The organism is Rhodoplanes sp., from assembly GCF_013377085.1.
In the GTDB taxonomy this organism is placed as follows: domain Bacteria; phylum Pseudomonadota; class Alphaproteobacteria; order Rhizobiales; family Xanthobacteraceae; genus Rhodoplanes.
In genome coordinates this window covers 1-18,817 of record NZ_JACAAX010000036.1, presented here as the reverse complement: position 1 = coordinate 18,817, position 18,817 = coordinate 1, and the positions used below count along the sequence as shown (strand labels likewise).

Genomic DNA, 18,817 nt, shown 5'->3' with positions numbered 1-18,817 from the left:
GGAGCTCGCGGCTGGCGGTACGAGGCCGCCCATCGGCCGGCCGCGGCCGTGACCCCGGACCGCGCCGCCGCCGTTTCATGACGATACCCTGAGTTTTGGTCTGCGCCTCCGCGCCGGTCCGATGCCGTGCGCCGGGCCCGGCACGGGCGCGGCCGCCAGCCGTCGCGCGTGTCGGGTTCGATCGTCGGGCTTGCGGTCAGAAACCCTGCCGGAAATCCCGGCACCGGCCGTTCTACTACCGAACGACGACAACACCAGACATCGCGACGGCAGCAAACGTCGGGCCGCAAAAGCGGCTGCGACAACGGTCGAGGCATATCATGAGCGTCTCTTCGGTGTCCTCCACGACATCCACGGCCAGCACCACGAGCACGACGTCGAGCAGCACGTCGACCGACTCGAGCTCGATCAGCACGGACGATTTCCTCACGCTGATCACCACGCAGCTCGAAAACCAGAACCCGCTCGATCCGACGGACACATCCGAGTTCACCAGTCAGGTCATGTCGTATGCGACGTTCAACACGCTCTCCAGCATGAGCGATACGCTGTCCAGCGTGAGCGACACGCTCTCCTCGCTCAGCAGCACCGTCTCCAAGCTCTATTCCGCCACGAGCAGCACCACGTCGGCCTGAGCCGGACCGCGTATCTGGTTCGAGGAGCGTATCATGAGTCTGACCGGCGCACTCTACTCGGCCGTCTCGGCGATGAACTCGCAGAGCCAGGCGATCTCGGTGGTCTCCGACAACATCGCCAATGCGAGCACCACCGGCTACAAGACCGTCACGGCGAGCTTCGAAAGCATGCTCACCGACTCCGGGTCGTCCTCGTCCTATTCGGCCGGCGGTGTCAGCGTCAGCACCCGCTACAACATCTCCAGCCAGGGCCTGTTGGCCGCGTCGAGCAGCGACACGGCGATCGCGGTCCAGGGCAACGGCCTGTTCGTCGTCACCGATGCGTCGGGCGCGACCTATTACACCCGCAACGGCGACTTCGCGACCAACGACGACAACGGCTATCTGACCGTCAACGGCTATACCCTGATGGGCTGGCCGACCGACCAGGACGGCAACGTCATCGGCGGCGAGACCGCGGGAACGTTGACCAAGATCGACACCAGCGCGCTGCAGAGCGTCGCCGCGGCGACCACCACCGAGACCATCAAGGCGAACCTGCCGGCCGATGCGGCGACGGGCGACACGTTCTCGACCACGTTGGACGTGTACGACTCGCTCGGCACGGCCAGCAATGTCGACGTGACCTGGACCAAGACGGGCGAGAACACCTGGTCGGCCACTTTCGGCAATCCGACGCTCGCCTCCGATTCCACGGTGACGACCGGGACGTCGAGCGGAACCATCTCGATCACCTTCAACGAGGGCGGCACGCTGGCGAGCACCAGCCCGAGCCCGGCCACGCTGTCGATCACCGGCTGGACCACCGGCGCGGCCGACAGCACCATCACGATGTCGCTCGGCACGGCGGGCGGCGCCGACGGCCTGACCCAGTACTCGTCGGATTCCGACACGCCGGCCATCGACCTGAAGTCTCTCGATCAGGATGGTCTCGCCTACGGCAGCCTGACCGGCATCGCCATCGCGGACGGCGGCAACGTCAATGCGACCTATTCGAACGGCAAGACCTACACGATCTACAAGGTCGCGCTCGCCACCTTCGCCAATCCGGACGGGCTCACCACTTCGAGCGGCGGCGTCTACACGGAGAGCACCACCTCGGGCGTCGCGACCCTGCACGAGGCGGGCGCCGGCGGCGCCGGCGACATCTACGGCAGCGAGCTCGAATCGAGCACGGCCGATACCACGTCGGAGTTCAGCACCATGATCACGGCGCAGCAGGCCTATTCGGCCGCCGCGCAGGTCGTGTCCACCGTGAAGGACATGTACGACACGCTGCTCAGTGCCGTGAGGTGAGCCATGCGGCGACGACCTCCGAAAGCTCCGGATGACGACGCGCTCCTCCACCAGGCGCGCCGGGCGACCATCGAAGCCGGCCGGCTGCGGCCTGCTCAGGGCGGCCCGCCGCCGACCGGCAAGGCACCCCGACTCGCGGACGGCGCATCCGAGCGTGTGGTCCTCGCGACCATGGCCGATCTGGCGGCGCTGCTGCGCCGGCTGATCGCCGAGCGAAACCGTCTCGGAGCGCAATTGGAAACCATCGACCGTCAGAGCAAGGCCGTGACCGCGTATCGGACGACCAGCGGCCTGAGAACGCTTCCTCCCCAGGCGAAGCGTTTTTGAGGATCAAGGAGTAGCCCATGTCCACGGCATCGATCGAAAGCGGCGCCCCGGCCTCGTCGGCCGACATGTCCGTCGCGAAGGTGACCACGCTCATCGACGAGCTGATCGCCCTCGTCGAGCAGGAGAACAGGAATCTGGCGCGCGGCATGCCGGCCAAGCTCTCGGCGTCGACGGCCCGCAAGACCGCGCTCGCCGAGGACATCGAGCGGTGGGCCCTCCACGTCCAGCGCCATCGTCTGGGCGAGACCGTCGGCGACGTCGGCCTGCGCGAGCGGCTGGTGGAGCGCATCCGTACGCTCAACACCGTCATGGACGAGAACGTCACCCGGCTGCGGCAGGCGATCGCCGCGAGCCAGCGGCGCGTCGATGCGATCATGCGGGCGATCCGCGAGGACGTGACGTCGCGGGCGACCTACGGACGGAACGGCCAGGTCGCCGGGCCGCGCGTCGCCAGCACGCTCGGCGGCAAGGGAATCCAGGCCTGACGAGGGGGTCTGGCGGCGCCAACCGGAGGGAGACGGACGATGTCGCTCAGCGCCGCTCGCAGCATCGCCTTGAGCGCCCTGTTGACGGCGCAGACGCGGATCAGCGTCACGTCCACCAACATCGCCAACGCCGACACCGACGGTTACACCCGCAAGGTGGCGACGCAGTCGGCCGACGTGACGGACGGGGTCGGAACCGGCGTCACGGTCAGCAGCATCGCCAGCAAGGTCGACAAGCTGCTGCTCTCGTCGCTGGTCTCCGCCGATTCGCGGCTCGGTGCGGCGACGGCGACCGAGGAATACACCAGCCTCCTGCAGAATCTCTACGGGTCGACCTCGTCGAGCGACGACACCGAGACCGGCACCTCGATCGCCAACTTGATCGCCGATCTCAGCTCGGCGCTGACGTCGCTGTCCGATACGCCGGAGAGCGAGACGCTGCAGGCCCAGGTGATCAGTTCGCTCGACACGCTCGCGTCCCAGCTCCGCAGCACGTCGAGCAGCATCCAGGATTTGCGGGCGAACGCCGACGCGGACATCGACACCTCGGTCGATTCGATCAACCAGGCGCTGAACGACATCGACTCCTACAACGAGCGGATCGTCAGCGCGCAGGCCTCCGGCGCCGCGACCGGCGACCTCGAGGACCAGCGCAACACGGCGCTCGAAAACCTCGCCTCGTTGACGAACGTGACCTGGTTCACCAACTCGAACAACGAGGTGCAGGTCTATACCAGCAGCGGCCAGGTGCTGGTCGACAGCTCGGTCCACGAGCTCTCCTATTCGAGCGCCTCCACGGTCACGTCGCAGACCACCTACAGCGCGACGCCGCCGAGCGGCTTCTCCGGCATCACGGTCGACGGCGTCGACATCACCTCGCAGATCACCAGCGGCAAGGTCGGGGCGCTGATCACGCTGCGCGACGACACCCTGCCGGCCGCGCAGTCCGATCTCGACAATCTCGCGGTCGAGCTCGCCGATGCGCTCAACGAGGTGCACAACCAGGGCACGGCCCTGCCGGCTCCGTCCAGCCTCACCGGCTCGACGACGCTCGCCTCCAGCGACGCGCTGTCGGCGACCGGGACGGTGCGGTTCGCGGCGGTCGATTCGGACGGTAATCTCGTCTCCTACGCGGACCTCGACCTGTCGAGCTATGCGACCGTCGGCGATCTCGTCACGGCGATCGACGGCATCAGCGGCCTGTCGGCGAGCATCGATTCGAGCGGACATCTGGTGGTCTCGGCGGACGACTCGAGCAACGGCGTCGCCGTGAACGAGATGGACAGCTCGGTCGGCACGAGCGCGCAGGGGCTGTCGGACTGGCTCGGCCTCAACGATCTCGTCACGGCGACCAGCGCGTCGAACTTTTCGGTGCGCTCCGACATCCTGTCGAACACCTCGCTGCTCGCGGTGTCGACGCTCGACTCCTCGTCGTCGCCGACCACGGGATCGACCGTGCTGTCGAGCGGCTCGAGCACCATCTCGTCGGCGTTGCTCGACGTCTTCGAGCAAAAGCACACCTTCGGGGGGGCCGGCAATCTCGGCAGCGCCAAGACGACCTTCGCCAACTATGCCTCGGAGGTGGTCGGGGCCGTCTCGACGACCTATTCGAGCGCCGAGGACGAGCTGACCACCGCGACCTCTCTGCAGAGCAGCGTCTCGGACGCGATGTCGTCGGAGTCCGGCGTGAACGTCGACGAGGAGACCAATCTGCTGAGCGAGCTGCAGAACATGTACGAGGCCGCCGCCCAGATCGTGTCGGTGCTCAATCAGCTCTTCTCGACGCTGATCGACATGGTCCAGTCTGGCTGATCGAGGAGAAGCCGCCATGCTGGGCCGTGTCGCCACCTTCGCTCTCAGCGAGAAGATGATCCAGAGCGCGCTGCGGTCGCAGTCGCGCACGGTCGAGATCGAGCTGCAGGAAGCCTCCGGCAACATCTCGGACACGTTCGGCGGCCTCGGCGCGACCAGCCGGCGCGTTCTCGATCTGCAGACCTCGATCGCCCAATCCACGGCCTACAGCGATGCGGCGACCAATACGGGCAGTCGGATCGAGGTGATGTACTCGGCCTGCACGCAGATGACCGACCTGCTGACCACGCTGCGCAGCTCGATCGTCTCGGCCACCGACGCCGGTACGCTCGACGACGGCACGCTGGCGAGTCTCACCACTGCCATGTCGGAATACATGGACGAGTTCGCCTCGCTGCTGAACACGCAATACGAGGGGCGCTATCTCTTCTCCGGTGCGATGACCGACACCAAGCCGGTCGACGTGTCCTCGTCGGCCTATCCGGCGCAGACCACGCCCTCCACCGCGAGCACCAGCTACTACAACGGCGACGACGAGATCGCCTCGGTCCGGGTCAGCTCTGAGCAGGTGGTGCAGTACGGCGTCACGGCGGACAATCCGGCCTTCGAGAAGGCGTTGCGGGCCTTCAACCTGATGTCGAACATGTCGAGCAGCACGCTCGACAGCGACACGCTGACCGAGGCCTTGTCGCTGGCCGAGGAGGCGCTGTCCGGGGTGTCGTCGATCCAGACCAAGCTGTCGATCAACGCCAGCACCATGGAAAGCGCCGTCAGCATGCAGACGACCTTCCAGGATCAGGCGAGCTCGCTCGAGTCCAACCTGACCGACGTCGACGTCGCCGCTGCCTCGGCAGAGCTGTCGACCCGGCAGGCCCAGCTCGAGGCCGCCTATTCGGCGATCAACAAGATCCAGAGCCTCAATCTGGTCGATTACTTGAAGTGACGGGCCGCCGTCGCGGTTCGATTGACAAGGTCGGGCACGGCGTCGACAACACGCGCGAACAGCAAGGAGCGAGGACGCGCGTGAGCATCATGTCCGGAGACGAACAACGCGTCGTGATCGATGCGGCGGCGCTGCGGCGGCACTGCGTCGCCCTGGTCGAGGCGCTCGGGGTGGCGCCGGAGGATGCCGCCGCGACGGCGGAGGTGTTTCTCCAGGCGGAACTGATGGGCGAGGAGTCGCACGGGATGCGGCTGTTCCTGCAGGTGCTCGGCCGCATCGAGGCCGGTGGCGACCGCGCATCGACCGACATCACGGTGGTGCGCGATCGCGGCGCCATCGCCCTGTGGGACGCGAACTGCAGCATCGGCCAGGTGACGGCCGTGCGGGCGATGGCCCGCGCCATCGACAAGGCGCGCGAGCACGGGCTCGGCCTCGTCACGGTGCGCAACGCCAACTCGCTCACCTCGGCCAAGCACTATGCCCTGCAGGCGGCGCGCGCCGGCATGATCGGCTTCGTCTACACCACGGCGAGCCGCCGCGTGATGCCGCCGCCGGGCGGCAGGACGCCGGTGCTCGGCAACAACCCGGTCGCGGTGGCCGCGCCGGCCGGCCGGCACGGCTGCTTCGCCCTCGACATGGCCTGCACCTCGGCGGCGGTCGAGCGCATTCTTCGCGCCCGCGACCTCGGCATTCCGATCCCTGAAGGCTGGGCGCTCGACCGCGAGGGGCGAGACACGACGGACCCGGCCGAGGCCCTGAAGAGCATGTCGCTGCTGCCGTTCGGCGGCTACAAGGCCTTTGGCATCGCCATGGTCAACGAGATCGTCACCGGCATTCTCGGCGGCGCGGTCGCCGGCCTGCCGGGCGCCAACGGCTTTCAGCCCGCCGATCTGCCGATGCGGATCTCCTTCACGCTGCAGGCGATCGACATCACGGCCTTCCAGCCGCGCGAGGCGTTCGAGCAGCGGATGGAGACGTTCCTCGACACCATCAAGGCGGCCGAGCCGCGCGAGCCGGGCGGAACGATCCTGTTCCCGGGCGAGCGCGCCCTGGGCGAGATGACGCGCCGCTCCGACTCCGGCATTCCGGTGGTGGCGAAGACGCTCGCGGCCCTGCAGGCGTTGGCCATGCGGCTGGGCGTGGCGGGGGTAGGGAGCTGAGGCGATTGTCGAACAAACCGACCGGTCATTCCGGGGCGCCGCGCAGCGGCGAACCCGGAATCCATAACCCCGGTCTGTGTTTAAGGATTCCGGGCTCGCGGGCTTGCAGCCCGCGCCCCGGAATGACGAGTTGTTTATATGACTCCCAGCGCCGTCAGCACTCGCTCGGGCGTGCATGGGATCTGGGCGATCGACACGCCGCGGGCGAAAAGCGCGTCGTTGACGGCGCACAGCACCGCGGCCGAGGCGCCCGTGGTGCCGGCCTCGCCGACGCCGGCGATGCCGAGGTCGTCGCCGCCTTGTGCGGCCGCGTGGGCGTGCAAGAGCTCGATGTCGCACAGCTCCGGCGCCATCGGGAGGAGATAGTCGGCCATGCTGCCGTTGAGGAGCTGTCCGTCGGAATCGTACAGCAGCTCCTCGAGCAGCGCCGCGCCGATGCCCTGCACGACGCCGCCGCGGATCTGCTCGTCGACCAGCAGCGGGTTCACCACCAGTCCGCACTCGTGCACCACGACGAAGCGATCGAGCCGCACCATGCCGCTGTCGGGGTCGATCTCGACGACGGCGAGCTGGATGCCGCAGCCGGCCCGGAACGGCGTGTCGGGCCCGTAGCTCGCCGAGGCGACGAGCTGCGGGTTCAGGCCGGGCAGATCGTGCGGGCGGAAATGGCCGACCGCGCCGACCTCGGCGAGCGTCATGCGGGCGGCGCCGCCGGCGTCGACCACGACGCCGTAGCGGATGTCGAGCGCAGTGCTGTCCGCCTGCAGCAGGTGTGCGGCGATTGTCAGAATCTCGGCACGCAGCGCGCGGCCGGCCCGCCATGCCGCCTCGCCGCCGATCGCCATGCAGCGCGAGCCCCAGGTGCCGCCGCCGTGGAAGCTGGTCGCCGTGTCGCCGGTGAGGATGTCCACTGAATCAAGCGGCACGCCGACCGCGGCGGCGATCACCTGCAGGACGCCGGTCTCGGTGCCCTGGCCCTGCTCGGTGATGCTCGACAGGCAGCGCACCGCGCCGTTGGGTTCCAGCCGCAGCGTGCAGCCGTCGCGGCTCGACACCGCGACGCCGCCGGCGCCGTAGAAGCCGGAGCCGCGCGAGGTCTGCTCGACGAAGCAGGCGAGCCCCAGGCCGCGCAGCCGCCCGTTCTTTCGCGCGTCGGCGCAGTCGCGTCGGAGCCCGACCAGATCGACGTGAGCCTCCAGCGTGGCGAAGCATTCTTCGAACGCGAGGCGCGGATAGACGACGCCGGTCGGTGCCCGCCACGGCAGGTCGGCGCTCCGCACCATGTTGCGGCGGCGCACGTCGATCGGGTCGAGCCCGGCTTTTCGCGCGGCCTTGTCGAGCAGCAACTCGGTGACGGCGCAGGCGATCGGCTGGCCGACGCCGCGATAGTGGCCCGACATGCCCTTGTTCTGGAACACGGCGGTGGCGCGCGCCCGCAACGCGTCGAACCGGTAGGGGGCGCCGGTCTGGGTCAGCACGGCGCGGCCCTCGCCGGCGCTGGAGCGCGGGAACTGCGAGTAGGGGCCGATGGCGTGCAGGTCGTCGACCTCGAAGGCCAGGATGTCGCCGTGGGCCGAGAGCGCGACGCGGCCCTGCACCACATGCTCGCGCGCATGGATGTCGGCCGTGAACGATTCCAGCCGGTCGGCGAACCAGGCGACTGGGCGGCCGAGCAGCATGGAGGCGGCGCACACCGCGATCTCGTCGCCGTAGAGCTGCTGTTTTATCCCGAAGCCGCCGCCGACGTCGGGGGCGATCACCCGTACGCGGTGCTCGGGCAGATCGAGCAGCACGGCAAAATCGTTCTGCATCTGGTGTGGGCACTGGTGCGAGTGGTGCACCGTCAGCCGCCGCTCGGTCGGATCGAACTCGGCGATCAGGCCGCGCGGCTCCAGCGGCACGCCGGTGTGGCGGCCGAACCGAAACGTCTCCGCGGCCACGGTCGCGGCACCGGTGAAGGCGGCATCGACGTCGCCGCTCTCGTGCGACGCCGCGAGGCAGACATTGGTGCCGAATTCGGGATGGATTTTTGTCGTGCCGTCGCGGGCGCTCTCCGGGTCGGCGACCGCGGGCAGCGGCGTGTATTCGACGTCGACGAGTCCCGCCGCATCCTCGGCGATCGACCGGCTGGTCGCGACGACCAGCGCAACCGGCTCGCCGCTCCAGCGCGCCGTGTCGATGGCGAGAGCGTGCTGCAGCGGCGCGTTGAGCGACGGGAACAGCCCGTGCACGCCGCGCCACGGCTTGCACACCTTCGCGATGTCGGCGCTCGTGAGCACCGCGACGACGCCGGGCAGACTTTTCGCGGCCTTCATGTCGATCGCGTCGATGCGCGCATGGGCGTGCGGGCACCGCACAAAGGTCCCGTGCAGCATGCCGGGGATCTTGATGTCGCCGACATAGCGGCCGCGGCCATGCGCCAGCCGCCGCGTGCGTCGGTGCGGCACGCGCTCGCCGATGGGGGCGGGGAGGGCGGGAGATGATGTCATGGCCTGTGATTCCGCCCGTCATTCCGGGGCGCCGCGCAGCGGCGAGCCCGGAATCCATACACACGGACAGGGGCTATGGATTCCGGACAACCGACCTTCGGTCGGTTTCCGGAATGACGGGATTGGACGAGCACGCGCCTCATCGCTCGGCCCGCCCGTCCTTTGCCGCCGTCTCGATGGCGTCGACGATCGCCTGATAGCCGGTGCAGCGGCAGGCGTTGCCCGACAGCGCCTCGCGGATCTCCTCCCGGCTCGGGGCCGGGTGTTCTTCCAAAAGCTCGGCCGCCGTGAACAGCATGCCGGGCGTGCAGAAGCCGCATTGCAGGGCGCCACGCTCGTAGAGGGCCTTTTGGAGCGCGGCGAGGCGGCCCGTTCTGGTCGCGCCCTCCAGCGTCTCGATCACGGCGCCGTCGGCCTGCGCGGCGAGCAGCAGGCAGGCGCGGGCGGTACGGCCGTCGAACAGGATCGTGCACGCGCCGCAGACGCCGTGCTCGCAGCCCACATGGGTCGCCGTCAGGGCGAGACGGTCGCGCAAAAAGTCGGCGAGGTTTTCGCGCGACGACACCGTCGTCTCCACTCTTTCGCCGTTGATCGTGCAGGCGATCGTGATCATCGACATGAGGCGGCCTCGGGGCGGGCGAGCGCGAGAGCGGCGCGCTTCAGCGCGACGCGGGCGAGATGGCGGCGATAGCGTTCTCCCGCGGTTGCGCTGTCGCGCACTTCTATCCCGTCGAGCGTGGCGACCGCCTGTTTCACCAATGCGTCCGTGACGGGGCCTGACTCCAGGATCGCAGCGGCCTCGCTCGCCAGCACCGGCGTGTCGCCGATGCCGAACAGCGCCAGCCGCACCCCCGTCAGCCGGTCGCCGTCGGCTGTCGCGGCGGCGGCGATGCCGGCGAGCGCGTAGTCGCCGTTGCGTCGTGAAAACTCGACGAAGGCGAACCGCGATGCCTCGGTCGCCACCGGCACCGACACCTCCAGCAAGAGCTCGTCGGGGCGCGCCGCCGTCTGGTACAGCCCCTCGAAAAAGGCGTCGGCCCGCACGGTTCGTCGTCCCGACATGGACGCGAGCGTCATCTCTGCGTTCAGCGCCAGCGTGCAGGCCGGGAACTCGGAGGCCGGATCGGCGTGGGCGAGCGAGCCGCCAAAGGTGCCGCGGTTGCGGATCGCCGGATGGGCGACATGCGGGGCGGCGCGCGCCAGCAGCGGCGCCACGCGGGCGACCAGCGGATCGGTGGCGATGCGGTGGTGCCGCACCAGCGCGCCGATGACCAGACGTCCGTCGACGACCTCCAGCCGCTCCAGCTCGGCGAGGCGGTTGATGTCGACGAGGCGCGCCGGCGCCGCGAGCCGCATGGCGAGCAGCGGCATCAGACTCTGACCGCCGGCGAGCACGCGGGTCTCGGCGTCCTGCGCAGCGATCAGCGCAAGCGCGTGCTCGACCGTATCGGCCCGCACATACTCGACATCGGCGAGCTTCATCTAAAAAAACCCGTCAGCGGCCCGTGAACAGGCGGTTGGTGCCGACATCGGCTGCCCAGATTCTTCTGTGCGCCTCGGCGATCCAGGGCTTGAGCGTCTCCACGCGCGCCGCGATGACGGCAAAGTCCTCGCGGAATTTCGGCACCACGGCCATCACCTCGTCCAGAAGCGCGTCCTGGTCCATGGTGGCGAGGCGGCCGTGCCGGATCACCACCTGGCCGTCGACCACCACGGTGTCGACGCCGCGGCCGCCCTCGGTGTAGACGAGCTGGCGTGTCGCGCTGTTGAGCGGCACATAGGACGGGTCTTTCAGGTCGATCAGCACCAGGTCGGCGCGGGCACCCGGCGCGATCTTGCCGAGATCGTCACGCTGAATTGCGTGCGCGCCGCCCGTGGTCGCCGCACCGAGCGCGCGGCTCGACTGGTCCGGTCCCGGATCGGGATCGCTGACATGCACCAGCAGGGCGAACAGCTTCATGGCCTGGAACATGTTCTGCGCGTCCGAGCACGAGCAGTTGTCGCAGCCGAGCGCCAGCGACACGCCGGCCTCCTGCAGGGCGCGGATCGGCGGGATGCCGCTCTTCAGCTTCATGTTGCTGAGCGGGTTGATCACCACATTGGTGCCGGTGCGGGCCAGAATCTCGATCTCGTCCTGCAGCAGCCAGACCGAGTGGGCGAGGTTGAGGCGGGGGCCGAGCAGGCCTTCCTGCTCCAGCCGGCGGATCAGCGAGCCGCCGTGCTGCGGGTATTCGAGCCGGGCCTGCAGGGCCATGCCCTTCGACTCGTAGATGTGGGTGAAGATCGGCAGGCCGTAGGTGTTCGCCAGCGCCGCCGTGCGCTCGATCAGCGCGCGCGAGCAGCGCTCCGGCGCCGACGGGCCGAGCGCCCAGCCGACCCGCGAGCCTGGCGTCGGGTGCTTCAGCACGGTCTCCTCGAACCAGGCGAGCTGGTCGATCTTCTTGTCGGGCTCGGCCGCGGTCGACAGATACGGGTGGTACTCGGCCGGGAAGACGTCCTTCCAGTACGGGATGGTCTCGATGCCGCGGATGTCGGCGTATTGCAGCGCCACCACGGCGCGCACGCCGATCTCTTCGTAAGCCTCGATCACGGCCTCGAAATGCTCGGGGTCGAACGGGTAGAGCGTCACCATGTCCTGCACGGTGGTCATGCCGGAGCGCAGGCATTCCAGCGCGCCGATCAGCGTCCTGGCGCGGATTTCTTCGCGCGAGCGCTTGGGATACTGGGGCGGCAGCGCGAGCAGCCGCCAGGTCTCCAGCGGCGTCTCGTCCATGGTGCCCTTGGCGAGCGTGTCGTGCGAGTGGTAGTGCGCGTTGATGAAGCCTGGGATCACCAGCCGGTCGGTCGCGTCCAGCGTCTCGAAGGCGACACCTTGCGCTGTCAGGCTCGCCGCGAGCCCGGCGCCGATCTGTTTGATCGCGCCGTTCTCCACAAGAATGTCGCAACGCTCGCCCTGGTGGGGATCGCCGTCGGGCAGGAGGGCGCGGCCGTTGGCGATCAGCAGTCGGTTGTTGTTCGTGGTCATTGTGGATCCATGAGTCGGCTCACCGCGAGCCGGCGTAAAAATCGAAACGGCGCTCGACGACCCCGACCGCCTCGACCAGCACGAAGGCGAGCGCGAAGACGACGAACACCAGGGCCCAGAACTCCTCCATGAGGAAGTTCTGGAGATAGAGCTCGAACAGCTCGCCGAAGCCCAGAAGCGCGATGATGATCTGGCCGATCACCACGCCCTTGACGCCGCGCACCACGGCGAGCCGCAGCCCGGTGAGGATTTCCGGCAGCGCGCCCGGCAGCAGCACCTTGAAGAAGATCTGCGTTCGCGTGCCGCCGAACAGGCGGGCCATGTCGACGAGCGACGAGCCGACATGGCGGATGCCGGCCTGGGTGTCGATCACCAGCACCCACACGGCGAACAGGAACACGGTGGCGATCACGGTGGTCTGGCCGATGCCCAAGAGCGGCATCAGGGCCGGCACCAGCGCCGTCAGCGGCGCGCTGATGAAGATGTTGACCCACACGTTGAGCAGCTTCTCGGCCGGCCGCCAGACGCCCATGGCGACGCCGAGCGGAATGCCGACCACGATGGCCAGCGCCATGCCGATGCCGAAGGCTTGCGCCGTGACGGCGAGCGCCTCGAGGAAGCTGTCGGTCTGCACGATCTCCACGGCCTTGACCGCGATGCTCGACATCGGCGGGATCAGGTCGACGCCGCCGAAACGGCCGATCAGCTCCCAGACGGCCGCCCACACCACGAGCGAGAGGCCGGACGGGACGCGGTCGAGGAGGGAGCGGGGAGTCATGGGCGGGCCCAGGATAATGCTCCGGTCGTCCCGGGGCGGCGCGTCAGCGCCGAGCCCGGGACCCATAATCCCTGTCTTTCGTGAGCCACCGAGACCGGGCGTATGGATTCCGGGCCCGCGAACCTGCGGTTCGCGCCCCGGAATGACGGGTGGACGGGCCGGGCCATGACGGACTCTTTTTTCGGCGCCGTGCTCATTGCAGATACTGCTTCAGCGTGTCCCAGATCTCGTCGACCGTGTCGAGATAGCGCTGGTCGCGGCGGATCTGGTCGGGCGGGCCGTCGTGCGGGATGCCGGGATCCCGGATGGCGGAGACCCGGCTCGGCCGGCGCGACAGCAGCACGATGCGGTCGGAGAGGTAGACGGCCTCCTCGATCGAATGCGTCACGAAGATCACGGTCTTCTGCTCGACCTGCAGGAGCGACAGGAGGTCCTCCTGCAGCTTGCGCCGCATCTGCTCGTCGACGGCCGAGAACGGCTCGTCCATCATCAGGATGTCGGAATTGACCGTCAGCGCGCGGGCCAGGCCGGCGCGCTGGCGCATGCCGCCGGAAAGCTGGTTCGGATACTGGTTCTCGAAGCCGGAGAGCCCGACCTCGCGGATGTATTTTTCGGCGATCGCCTCGCGCTCCGCCTTCGGCGTTCCGCGCAACTCGAGCCCGAAGGCGACGTTGCGCAACACCGTCGCCCAGGGCAGCAGGGCGAAGTCCTGGAACACCAGCGCGCGCTCGGGGCCCGGGCCCGTCACGGGCCGGCCTTCGACCTGCACGCTGCCGGCGGTCGGCCGGATCAGGCCGGCGATGATTTTCAGCAGCGTGGTCTTGCCGCAGCCGCTGGGGCCGAGCAGCGTCGTCAGCTTGCCGCGCGGAAAATCGAGGTCGATGCCGTCGAGCGCCGTGACGCCGCTGGCGTAGCGCATCGCGACGCCCTCGACCCGCACGATCGGCGTGCCTTCGTCGGGGCTTTTAGCGGGCAGCGGCCGTGTCATGGCGTTCATATGGGGACCGCGTGCATCAGGACACCGCGTGATCCGGCCGGAACAGCCGGTTTTCGAGGCGCTGCAGCACCGACAGCGTGATGGTGGCGAGCGCCAGGATCGAGACGATCGCGGCGAACATCTTGTCGTAGCGGGCGATCGAGCGGTTGTAGCTGATCAGGTCGCCGATGCCGGTCGGCGAGATCAGCAGCTCGGCCAGCACCACGCCGATGAAGCCGGCCGAGATGCCGAGCCGAAGGCCTGCGAAAATCATGCCGCTCGCATGCGGCAGCATGATCTTGGTGACCTGCTGCAGCCTCGTGCCGAGGAAGCAGCGGCACATGTCGATGAGCGAGGCGTTGGTGTTGCGGATGCCGCGATAGGAGTTGAGCACCACGATCGGGGCGCTCAGGAGAATCACGGCGGCGGTCTTCGAGGTGGCGCTGACGCCGTAGAAATAGGTCAGCAGCGGGATCAGGGCGGCGATCGGCGCGGTCTGCAGCACCACCATCAGGGGCATGCCGATCCATTCGAAGCCGCGCGACAGGCCCATGGCGATGCCGAGCGCGACGCCTAGCACGCCGACCACGGTGACGCCGACGACCAGCGGCGGCAGCGTGATGGCATAGGCGTGGGTGAAGTCTCCCGCCGCCGTCATCTCGACCAGGGCCGTCATGACGCGCGAGAAGGGCGGGAAGGCGAGGCTGATCGGCCAGCGCCCGGCGATCTCCCAGGCGCCCAGCACCAGCACGAAGGAGGCGAGCTGCCAGATCCAGCCGGCGTCGGAGCGGGCCCCGATCACCCCGTCCTCGGTGGCGATCGGCGGGGCCGTCCCGGCGACCGCAGCCGCGGGTGCGAGGGCGGCCGCGTCCGCTTCGGTCCGTCGCGACGGCTCGATCTGTGTCATCGGTTCATGACCGGGGCGCGGAAGAGCGCCACCCAGAGCATTTTCCGGCGATCTCGACCCACCTCCGCTCATTCCCGCGAAAGCGGGAATCCAGGGGCCACGCCCGGCGCCCTGGGTCCCCGCTTTCGCGGGGACGAGCGGAGTTCGTGTGCCGATTCATCTTCATCGAAAATCGCTCTAGTTCTTGCCGACCTTGGCGAGCGCCGAGTTCAGCGGGGCCAGATCCCAAAAATCCTCGACCTTGTAGTCGGAGCCCTGGCCGGTGAAGCGGCCAGCCGCGATCAAAAAGTCGAAGTCGGCCTTGGCGGCCGCGGCGCCGCCGCCGTCGGTCGGGAACAGGCCGCCCGGCACCGCCATCTCGAAATAGGGCGTGATGTCGTCGACCAGCGCCTTCGGCAGGTCCTTGAGCAGGCCGAGCTGCTGGCGCAGGCGGGCCGGCGTCTGCGGGTCGGCGTTGACGGCGCGCAGCGAGCGCAGCAGCTCCTCGCACAGCGCCTGAACCAGATCCTTGTTGTCGCCGATGAACTTGGTGGTGGCGTAGAAGATCTCGTCGCTCGCCGACTGGGTCTCCACCGGCAGCACGATGAACTTTTTGGGGTCCTCCTCGGTGAGCTTGCGGGTGTTGGGCAGGTCGAGCAGCGTCGCCTTCATGGTGCCGCGCCGCATGGCGATGATGCGCACCTCGGAGCCCGGCACGAAGCTGATCTGGCCGAACTTGATGCCGTTCACCTTCTGCATCTGCAGGGCCATCGCCTCGGTCGCCGAGCCGCGCGCGTGGACGGCCATGTCGGCGCCGTTCAGGTCCTTCCAGGTCTTGTAGAACTCGCTGTTGACCACCGGGAAATAGGCGATCCGGCGAAGCAGGAAGAAGTGCCGCACCGGGGCCTTGAGGGTGTCGATGCCCTTGTAGGCGTCGCCGATGCCGATATCGATCTCGTTGTTGATCACCGCCTGGAAGACGACGTCGTCGGACTTCAGCGCGATGACGTTGAACTTCACGCCGAGCCGCTTCTCGGTGTTCGCCATGGCGATCAGCTCGGGCAGGTTCTGGCCCGTCAGGGTGTCGGCCTGGCCGACCCGGATGACGCGCTGGGCGGCTGCCGGCTCGGACCAGGCGACGAGCGACAGCGCCGCCAGCCCGGCGGCGCAGCAGGCCAGACGACCAAGGATGAGCATTCGGAGTCTCCGTCGAGAAGTGCACCGGCCGTGCACGCAGCGGGGCCCGGACCCGGGCAAATTCCGCCGGCATTTCATCAGGAAAGCAAATCAAAAGTACTGATTGATTGATCCAGATGAATTATAGATGGCCCCTTGGCGCCGGCCGGGGTCCATGAAAACCATTTGAGCCGGACCTTTTCGCGAGATCAAGACAGCGTTCGCGCATTTCGCGAATTCGTCGTGGCGCCGGCTGTATTGTGGAAAGACACAACCTTCCCGTGGATCTGCGCGCCGGTTCGAGCTAGTCTGGCGCAGTTGCAGTCAGTGTCATCAGGCGGGTCGTGTCATGCGTCGGTCGCCGCGAGACGTGCTACTCGATGCCGAGCAGCACAGACGAAATGCATTGAGCTTTGCAGGTCGCGCCGAGACGACGGTATCGGCACAGGAACGCGATCATTACGCCATGATGGCCCGCACCTCCGAGCTGCTCGCCAAGAACGCCGATTGGCTGCACTCCATCGACGCCTTCCTGGTCGACTGGCGGCCGAAGGCCTAGAGCGCGGACGGGGCCGGCAGCCGACATCTCGTTCGGTCGGGTGACCCGGGGCGACGAGTGTCCGCCAGGGCGCAGCGGGGGCGTAATACCAGCCCTCATCGGCTTCGTCCCCTCGCGTCATGGCCGGGCTTGACCCGGCCATCCATCAAGCTACTGAAAATAAGATCTCTTCTAGAGATGGATACGCGGGTCGAGCCCGCGTATGACGAGTCGGAGTATGTGACGGCTGGTATAATCAGGCGCGCATAAGTCCGCCCCGCCGGGCGGCGGCGATCGATCGGCCGGCCCTGTCCTCGTCGCGGTTCTCCCGGCCGGCCCGACCTCCCGAAATCGACGGTACGATGGAACTTTGTCCGCCCCCGTGCGTTCAGGTCGCATGGGCCATGCGTATTTTACGGGGACGGTCATGTACGACGACACCGCCAGTTCCATGCATTTCCTCGGCTTCGATCGTGGCGACTGGACGCTGTTCGTGAGCGGCTGTCTGATCTCGACCCTTCTGACGTTCCTGGTCTGACGCTGCCCTCCACACCTGCTCTCGTCGCGGCAAACTCTCGTTGCCGGGGGTGACGCAGGCTCGCAGGTCGTCGGGCCGCGTCCCATAGGGCGCTGCACTTCCATTGGGCGCCGCACAAAGGCGCCGCTCTCACACCAAACGCCGCTAGATCGACCGCGCGGGCCCGGCCCGCGCGCGCCGTCTGTCGCCCGGCCGCCTCGATCGGCTCACGCGGGCGACGCGACCGTTCCGGCCGGCGCCATCGCGCTCGGATCGGTGCGCTCGATCGCCTCGAGCGCTGCGAGGCGAGCCTCCATGACGGCGAAGGCCGGGCGGATCGCCGCGATCTCGTCGGGCTTCCAGACGAGCTGCTGCCACGGCCGCGCGAACTCGATGTCGCCGCCGATCCGGTGGCCGGCATCGGTGAGCGCCTTCGCCGTGATGTCGCGGTCGGCCCCGACCGGCACGAAGACCTGGTAGCGGGCGCGCTCGTTGTACCAGGCGAGCATCAGCGGATCGGACAGCACGCCCATGTTCAGCCAGGCGCGCTCGTAGAGGCCCATGCGCAGCTCGATGTCGCGGCTCGCCGCCTCGCACACCGGATGCCGCGCCAGCTCGGGCGGCGGCGGCAGGGTCGGGGCGCCGTCGTGGATGAACACCGGCGCGTAGCGCTCCGGATCGAGCCCGTCGGCGAACGCCACCCAGTCGGCGATGCGGCTGTTGCGCCCCGGCGAAAGTTCGCTGTTGCGCAGCGTGATCACGACGGCGCGACGCCCTTGCGCCACGCGCGTCAGATACTCCTCGGCGAGCGCGTGGCCATGCCGCGTCGCCGCGAGCAGCGGCCACACGGTGCCGCCGTGCTTGGCGTGCTCCCGCGCCGCGGCGGGGTCGGGCCGGCGCGGCAGGAAGACCCGGTAGTCGGACGGATAGAGCCGCGCCGGGTCGTCGGTGATCAACGACCAGGCCTGCTGCCGGTCGGCGCACAGGGCGAAGCCGCGCACGCTCGGCAGCATGGCGAGCATCGGGATCAGCTCGTGGCGCAGCCGCCACAGCCGCGTCTCGGGATCGTCGGCGACCTCGTGGGCCGGGGTCTCGCGCTTGACCCCGTGGAACGGCCCCAGCACGACCATCACGTTGATGCCGGCGAGGCCGCGCATGCGGCGCTCGATCTCGGCCGCCGCCAGCGTCGCGGCGAAGTCCATCGAGACCGGGGCAACCGAGAGGTCCCACCAGACCTGCAGGCAATCGTCCGACCAGGCGGCGCTCGCCGTGGTGGATGTGTGCCAGCGGTCGCCGAACCGCGTGACCGCGCGGCGGATGCGGCGCGTCAGGGCGAGGCGGGGGCCGGCGAGCTCGTTGCGCGCCAAGCGCACCAGGCTGTGCAGCCCTTCGGTGCGCAGGCCATGCAGAAATCCGCGAAATGTCGACATGGGTTCGATCGATCTGGTGACGCAATGGCCCAGCATTGGACCGGGGCGCGGCTCGCCGCAAGGGCGATCCCACGGGCAACGCGCGATCCTGCCCGCAACACGCCTGCGACGGCGCGCCGCACGGCGCGGCGGACCGCCGCAGCACGGCTTCGTTTCGGCAACGGATCGAGCCGGTTGGCGGTCGAACCGTAAATTTTGCGAGATTTTTCAGAGCCACTGGTCCGCTGGCCCGGACAGATCTCGTTAAGGTCTGGGGCGCTTATTGGGCGTGCATCCAGTCCACGCAACCGGGTGCTGTCTGAGGCGAAAGCAGCTCGGCACCCCTCCGGTGTCGAGCTCTTTCG

The 18,817-nt window shown here is 68.4% G+C and carries 17 protein-coding genes; 8 read left to right on the top strand and 9 right to left on the bottom strand.

Annotated elements, in window-relative coordinates:
- The first annotated feature begins 320 nt into the window (after positions 1-320).
- The 7 genes from HXX10_RS21690 (at position 321) to HXX10_RS21660 (ending at position 6,658) form a co-directional block, all read left to right on the top strand.
- Complete coding sequence (locus HXX10_RS21690) at positions 321-635, top strand: flagellar hook capping FlgD N-terminal domain-containing protein (RefSeq protein ID WP_296525163.1); 315 nt, start codon at positions 321-323, stop codon at positions 633-635.
- 33 nt (positions 636-668) lie between these two features.
- Positions 669-1,931 carry a flagellar hook protein FlgE gene (gene flgE, locus HXX10_RS21685; protein ID WP_296525162.1) on the top strand — a complete coding sequence of 421 codons (1,263 nt, stop codon included), beginning with the start codon at positions 669-671 and terminating at the stop codon, positions 1,929-1,931.
- A 3-nt stretch (positions 1,932-1,934) separates the two neighbouring features.
- Positions 1,935-2,258, top strand: a complete 324-nt coding sequence (locus HXX10_RS21680; protein WP_296525160.1) for a hypothetical protein — start codon at positions 1,935-1,937, stop codon at positions 2,256-2,258.
- A 17-nt stretch (positions 2,259-2,275) separates the two neighbouring features.
- A complete protein-coding gene (locus tag HXX10_RS21675; RefSeq protein ID WP_296525158.1) occupies positions 2,276-2,743 on the top strand; it encodes a flagellar protein FlgN in 468 nt (155 codons plus the stop codon).
- Between the two features lie 39 nt (positions 2,744-2,782).
- Positions 2,783-4,555: a flagellar hook-associated protein FlgK gene (gene flgK, locus HXX10_RS21670; RefSeq protein ID WP_296525156.1), complete on the top strand. Its 1,773-nt coding sequence runs from the start codon at positions 2,783-2,785 to the stop codon at positions 4,553-4,555.
- A gap of 16 nt (positions 4,556-4,571) precedes the next feature.
- Positions 4,572-5,498: a flagellin gene (locus HXX10_RS21665; protein WP_296525154.1), complete on the top strand. Its 927-nt coding sequence runs from the start codon at positions 4,572-4,574 to the stop codon at positions 5,496-5,498.
- Between the two features lie 89 nt (positions 5,499-5,587).
- Complete coding sequence (locus HXX10_RS21660) at positions 5,588-6,658, top strand: Ldh family oxidoreductase (protein ID WP_296525224.1); 1,071 nt, start codon at positions 5,588-5,590, stop codon at positions 6,656-6,658.
- Between the two features lie 134 nt (positions 6,659-6,792).
- Here the strand turns inward: HXX10_RS21660 and HXX10_RS21655 are convergent, their stop codons facing one another.
- From HXX10_RS21655 to HXX10_RS21620, 8 genes are all read right to left on the bottom strand, one after another.
- Complete coding sequence (locus HXX10_RS21655; RefSeq protein ID WP_296525152.1) at positions 6,793-9,147, bottom strand: xanthine dehydrogenase family protein molybdopterin-binding subunit; 2,355 nt, start codon at positions 9,145-9,147, stop codon at positions 6,793-6,795.
- Positions 9,148-9,286: 139 nt separating this feature from the next.
- Positions 9,287-9,760, bottom strand: a complete 474-nt coding sequence (locus HXX10_RS21650; protein WP_296525221.1) for a (2Fe-2S)-binding protein — start codon at positions 9,758-9,760, stop codon at positions 9,287-9,289.
- Positions 9,757-10,629 (bottom strand): FAD binding domain-containing protein, encoded by an 873-nt coding sequence (locus HXX10_RS21645; protein ID WP_296525150.1) that lies wholly within the window; start codon positions 10,627-10,629, stop codon positions 9,757-9,759. The genes HXX10_RS21650 and HXX10_RS21645 overlap by 4 nt, the downstream gene beginning before the upstream one ends.
- A gap of 13 nt (positions 10,630-10,642) precedes the next feature.
- On the bottom strand, positions 10,643-12,172 hold the full coding sequence (locus HXX10_RS21640; RefSeq protein ID WP_296525148.1) for an amidohydrolase family protein: 1,530 nt from the start codon (positions 12,170-12,172) through the stop codon (positions 10,643-10,645).
- Positions 12,173-12,191: 19 nt separating this feature from the next.
- Positions 12,192-12,950, bottom strand: coding sequence for an ABC transporter permease (locus HXX10_RS21635; protein WP_296525146.1), 759 nt, complete (start codon positions 12,948-12,950; stop codon positions 12,192-12,194).
- Positions 12,951-13,143: 193 nt separating this feature from the next.
- Positions 13,144-13,947, bottom strand: coding sequence for an ABC transporter ATP-binding protein (locus tag HXX10_RS21630; RefSeq protein WP_296525144.1), 804 nt, complete (start codon positions 13,945-13,947; stop codon positions 13,144-13,146).
- 16 nt (positions 13,948-13,963) lie between these two features.
- Entirely contained in the window at positions 13,964-14,833 is an 870-nt protein-coding gene (locus HXX10_RS21625; RefSeq protein ID WP_296525143.1) for an ABC transporter permease, read from the bottom strand.
- A gap of 177 nt (positions 14,834-15,010) precedes the next feature.
- The gene (locus HXX10_RS21620) at positions 15,011-16,009 is read right to left on the bottom strand and encodes an ABC transporter substrate-binding protein (protein WP_296525141.1); all 999 of its coding nucleotides are present in this window, start codon (positions 16,007-16,009) and stop codon (positions 15,011-15,013) included.
- Positions 16,010-16,394: 385 nt separating this feature from the next.
- Here HXX10_RS21620 and HXX10_RS21615 point away from each other — a divergent pair, with 385 nt between their 5' ends.
- Positions 16,395-16,547 carry a hypothetical protein gene (locus tag HXX10_RS21615; protein ID WP_296525139.1) on the top strand — a complete coding sequence of 51 codons (153 nt, stop codon included), beginning with the start codon at positions 16,395-16,397 and terminating at the stop codon, positions 16,545-16,547.
- A gap of 723 nt (positions 16,548-17,270) precedes the next feature.
- On the opposite strand, the gene HXX10_RS21610 is transcribed toward HXX10_RS21615, so the two are convergent.
- A complete protein-coding gene (locus HXX10_RS21610; protein ID WP_296525137.1) occupies positions 17,271-18,473 on the bottom strand; it encodes a hypothetical protein in 1,203 nt (400 codons plus the stop codon).
- Positions 18,474-18,817 lie beyond the last annotated feature (344 nt).

Excerpts from the sequence above, each read along its gene's own strand:
- HXX10_RS21690 (WP_296525163.1), top strand. The coding sequence starts at position 321 with ATGAGCGTCTCTTCGGTGTCCTCCACGACATCCACGGCCAGCACCACG.
- flgE (WP_296525162.1), top strand. The coding sequence starts at position 669 with ATGAGTCTGACCGGCGCACTCTACTCGGCCGTCTCGGCGATGAACTCG.
- HXX10_RS21680 (WP_296525160.1), top strand. The coding sequence starts at position 1,935 with ATGCGGCGACGACCTCCGAAAGCTCCGGATGACGACGCGCTCCTCCAC.
- HXX10_RS21675 (WP_296525158.1), top strand. The coding sequence starts at position 2,276 with ATGTCCACGGCATCGATCGAAAGCGGCGCCCCGGCCTCGTCGGCCGAC.
- flgK (WP_296525156.1), top strand. The coding sequence starts at position 2,783 with ATGTCGCTCAGCGCCGCTCGCAGCATCGCCTTGAGCGCCCTGTTGACG.
- HXX10_RS21665 (WP_296525154.1), top strand. The coding sequence starts at position 4,572 with ATGCTGGGCCGTGTCGCCACCTTCGCTCTCAGCGAGAAGATGATCCAG.
- HXX10_RS21660 (WP_296525224.1), top strand. The coding sequence starts at position 5,588 with ATGTCCGGAGACGAACAACGCGTCGTGATCGATGCGGCGGCGCTGCGG.
- HXX10_RS21655 (WP_296525152.1), bottom strand. The coding sequence starts at position 9,147 with ATGACATCATCTCCCGCCCTCCCCGCCCCCATCGGCGAGCGCGTGCCG.
- HXX10_RS21650 (WP_296525221.1), bottom strand. The coding sequence starts at position 9,760 with ATGATCACGATCGCCTGCACGATCAACGGCGAAAGAGTGGAGACGACG.
- HXX10_RS21645 (WP_296525150.1), bottom strand. The coding sequence starts at position 10,629 with ATGAAGCTCGCCGATGTCGAGTATGTGCGGGCCGATACGGTCGAGCAC.
- HXX10_RS21640 (WP_296525148.1), bottom strand. The coding sequence starts at position 12,172 with ATGACCACGAACAACAACCGACTGCTGATCGCCAACGGCCGCGCCCTC.
- HXX10_RS21635 (WP_296525146.1), bottom strand. The coding sequence starts at position 12,950 with ATGACTCCCCGCTCCCTCCTCGACCGCGTCCCGTCCGGCCTCTCGCTC.
- HXX10_RS21630 (WP_296525144.1), bottom strand. The coding sequence starts at position 13,947 with ATGAACGCCATGACACGGCCGCTGCCCGCTAAAAGCCCCGACGAAGGC.
- HXX10_RS21625 (WP_296525143.1), bottom strand. The coding sequence starts at position 14,833 with ATGACACAGATCGAGCCGTCGCGACGGACCGAAGCGGACGCGGCCGCC.
- HXX10_RS21620 (WP_296525141.1), bottom strand. The coding sequence starts at position 16,009 with ATGCTCATCCTTGGTCGTCTGGCCTGCTGCGCCGCCGGGCTGGCGGCG.
- HXX10_RS21610 (WP_296525137.1), bottom strand. The coding sequence starts at position 18,473 with ATGTCGACATTTCGCGGATTTCTGCATGGCCTGCGCACCGAAGGGCTG.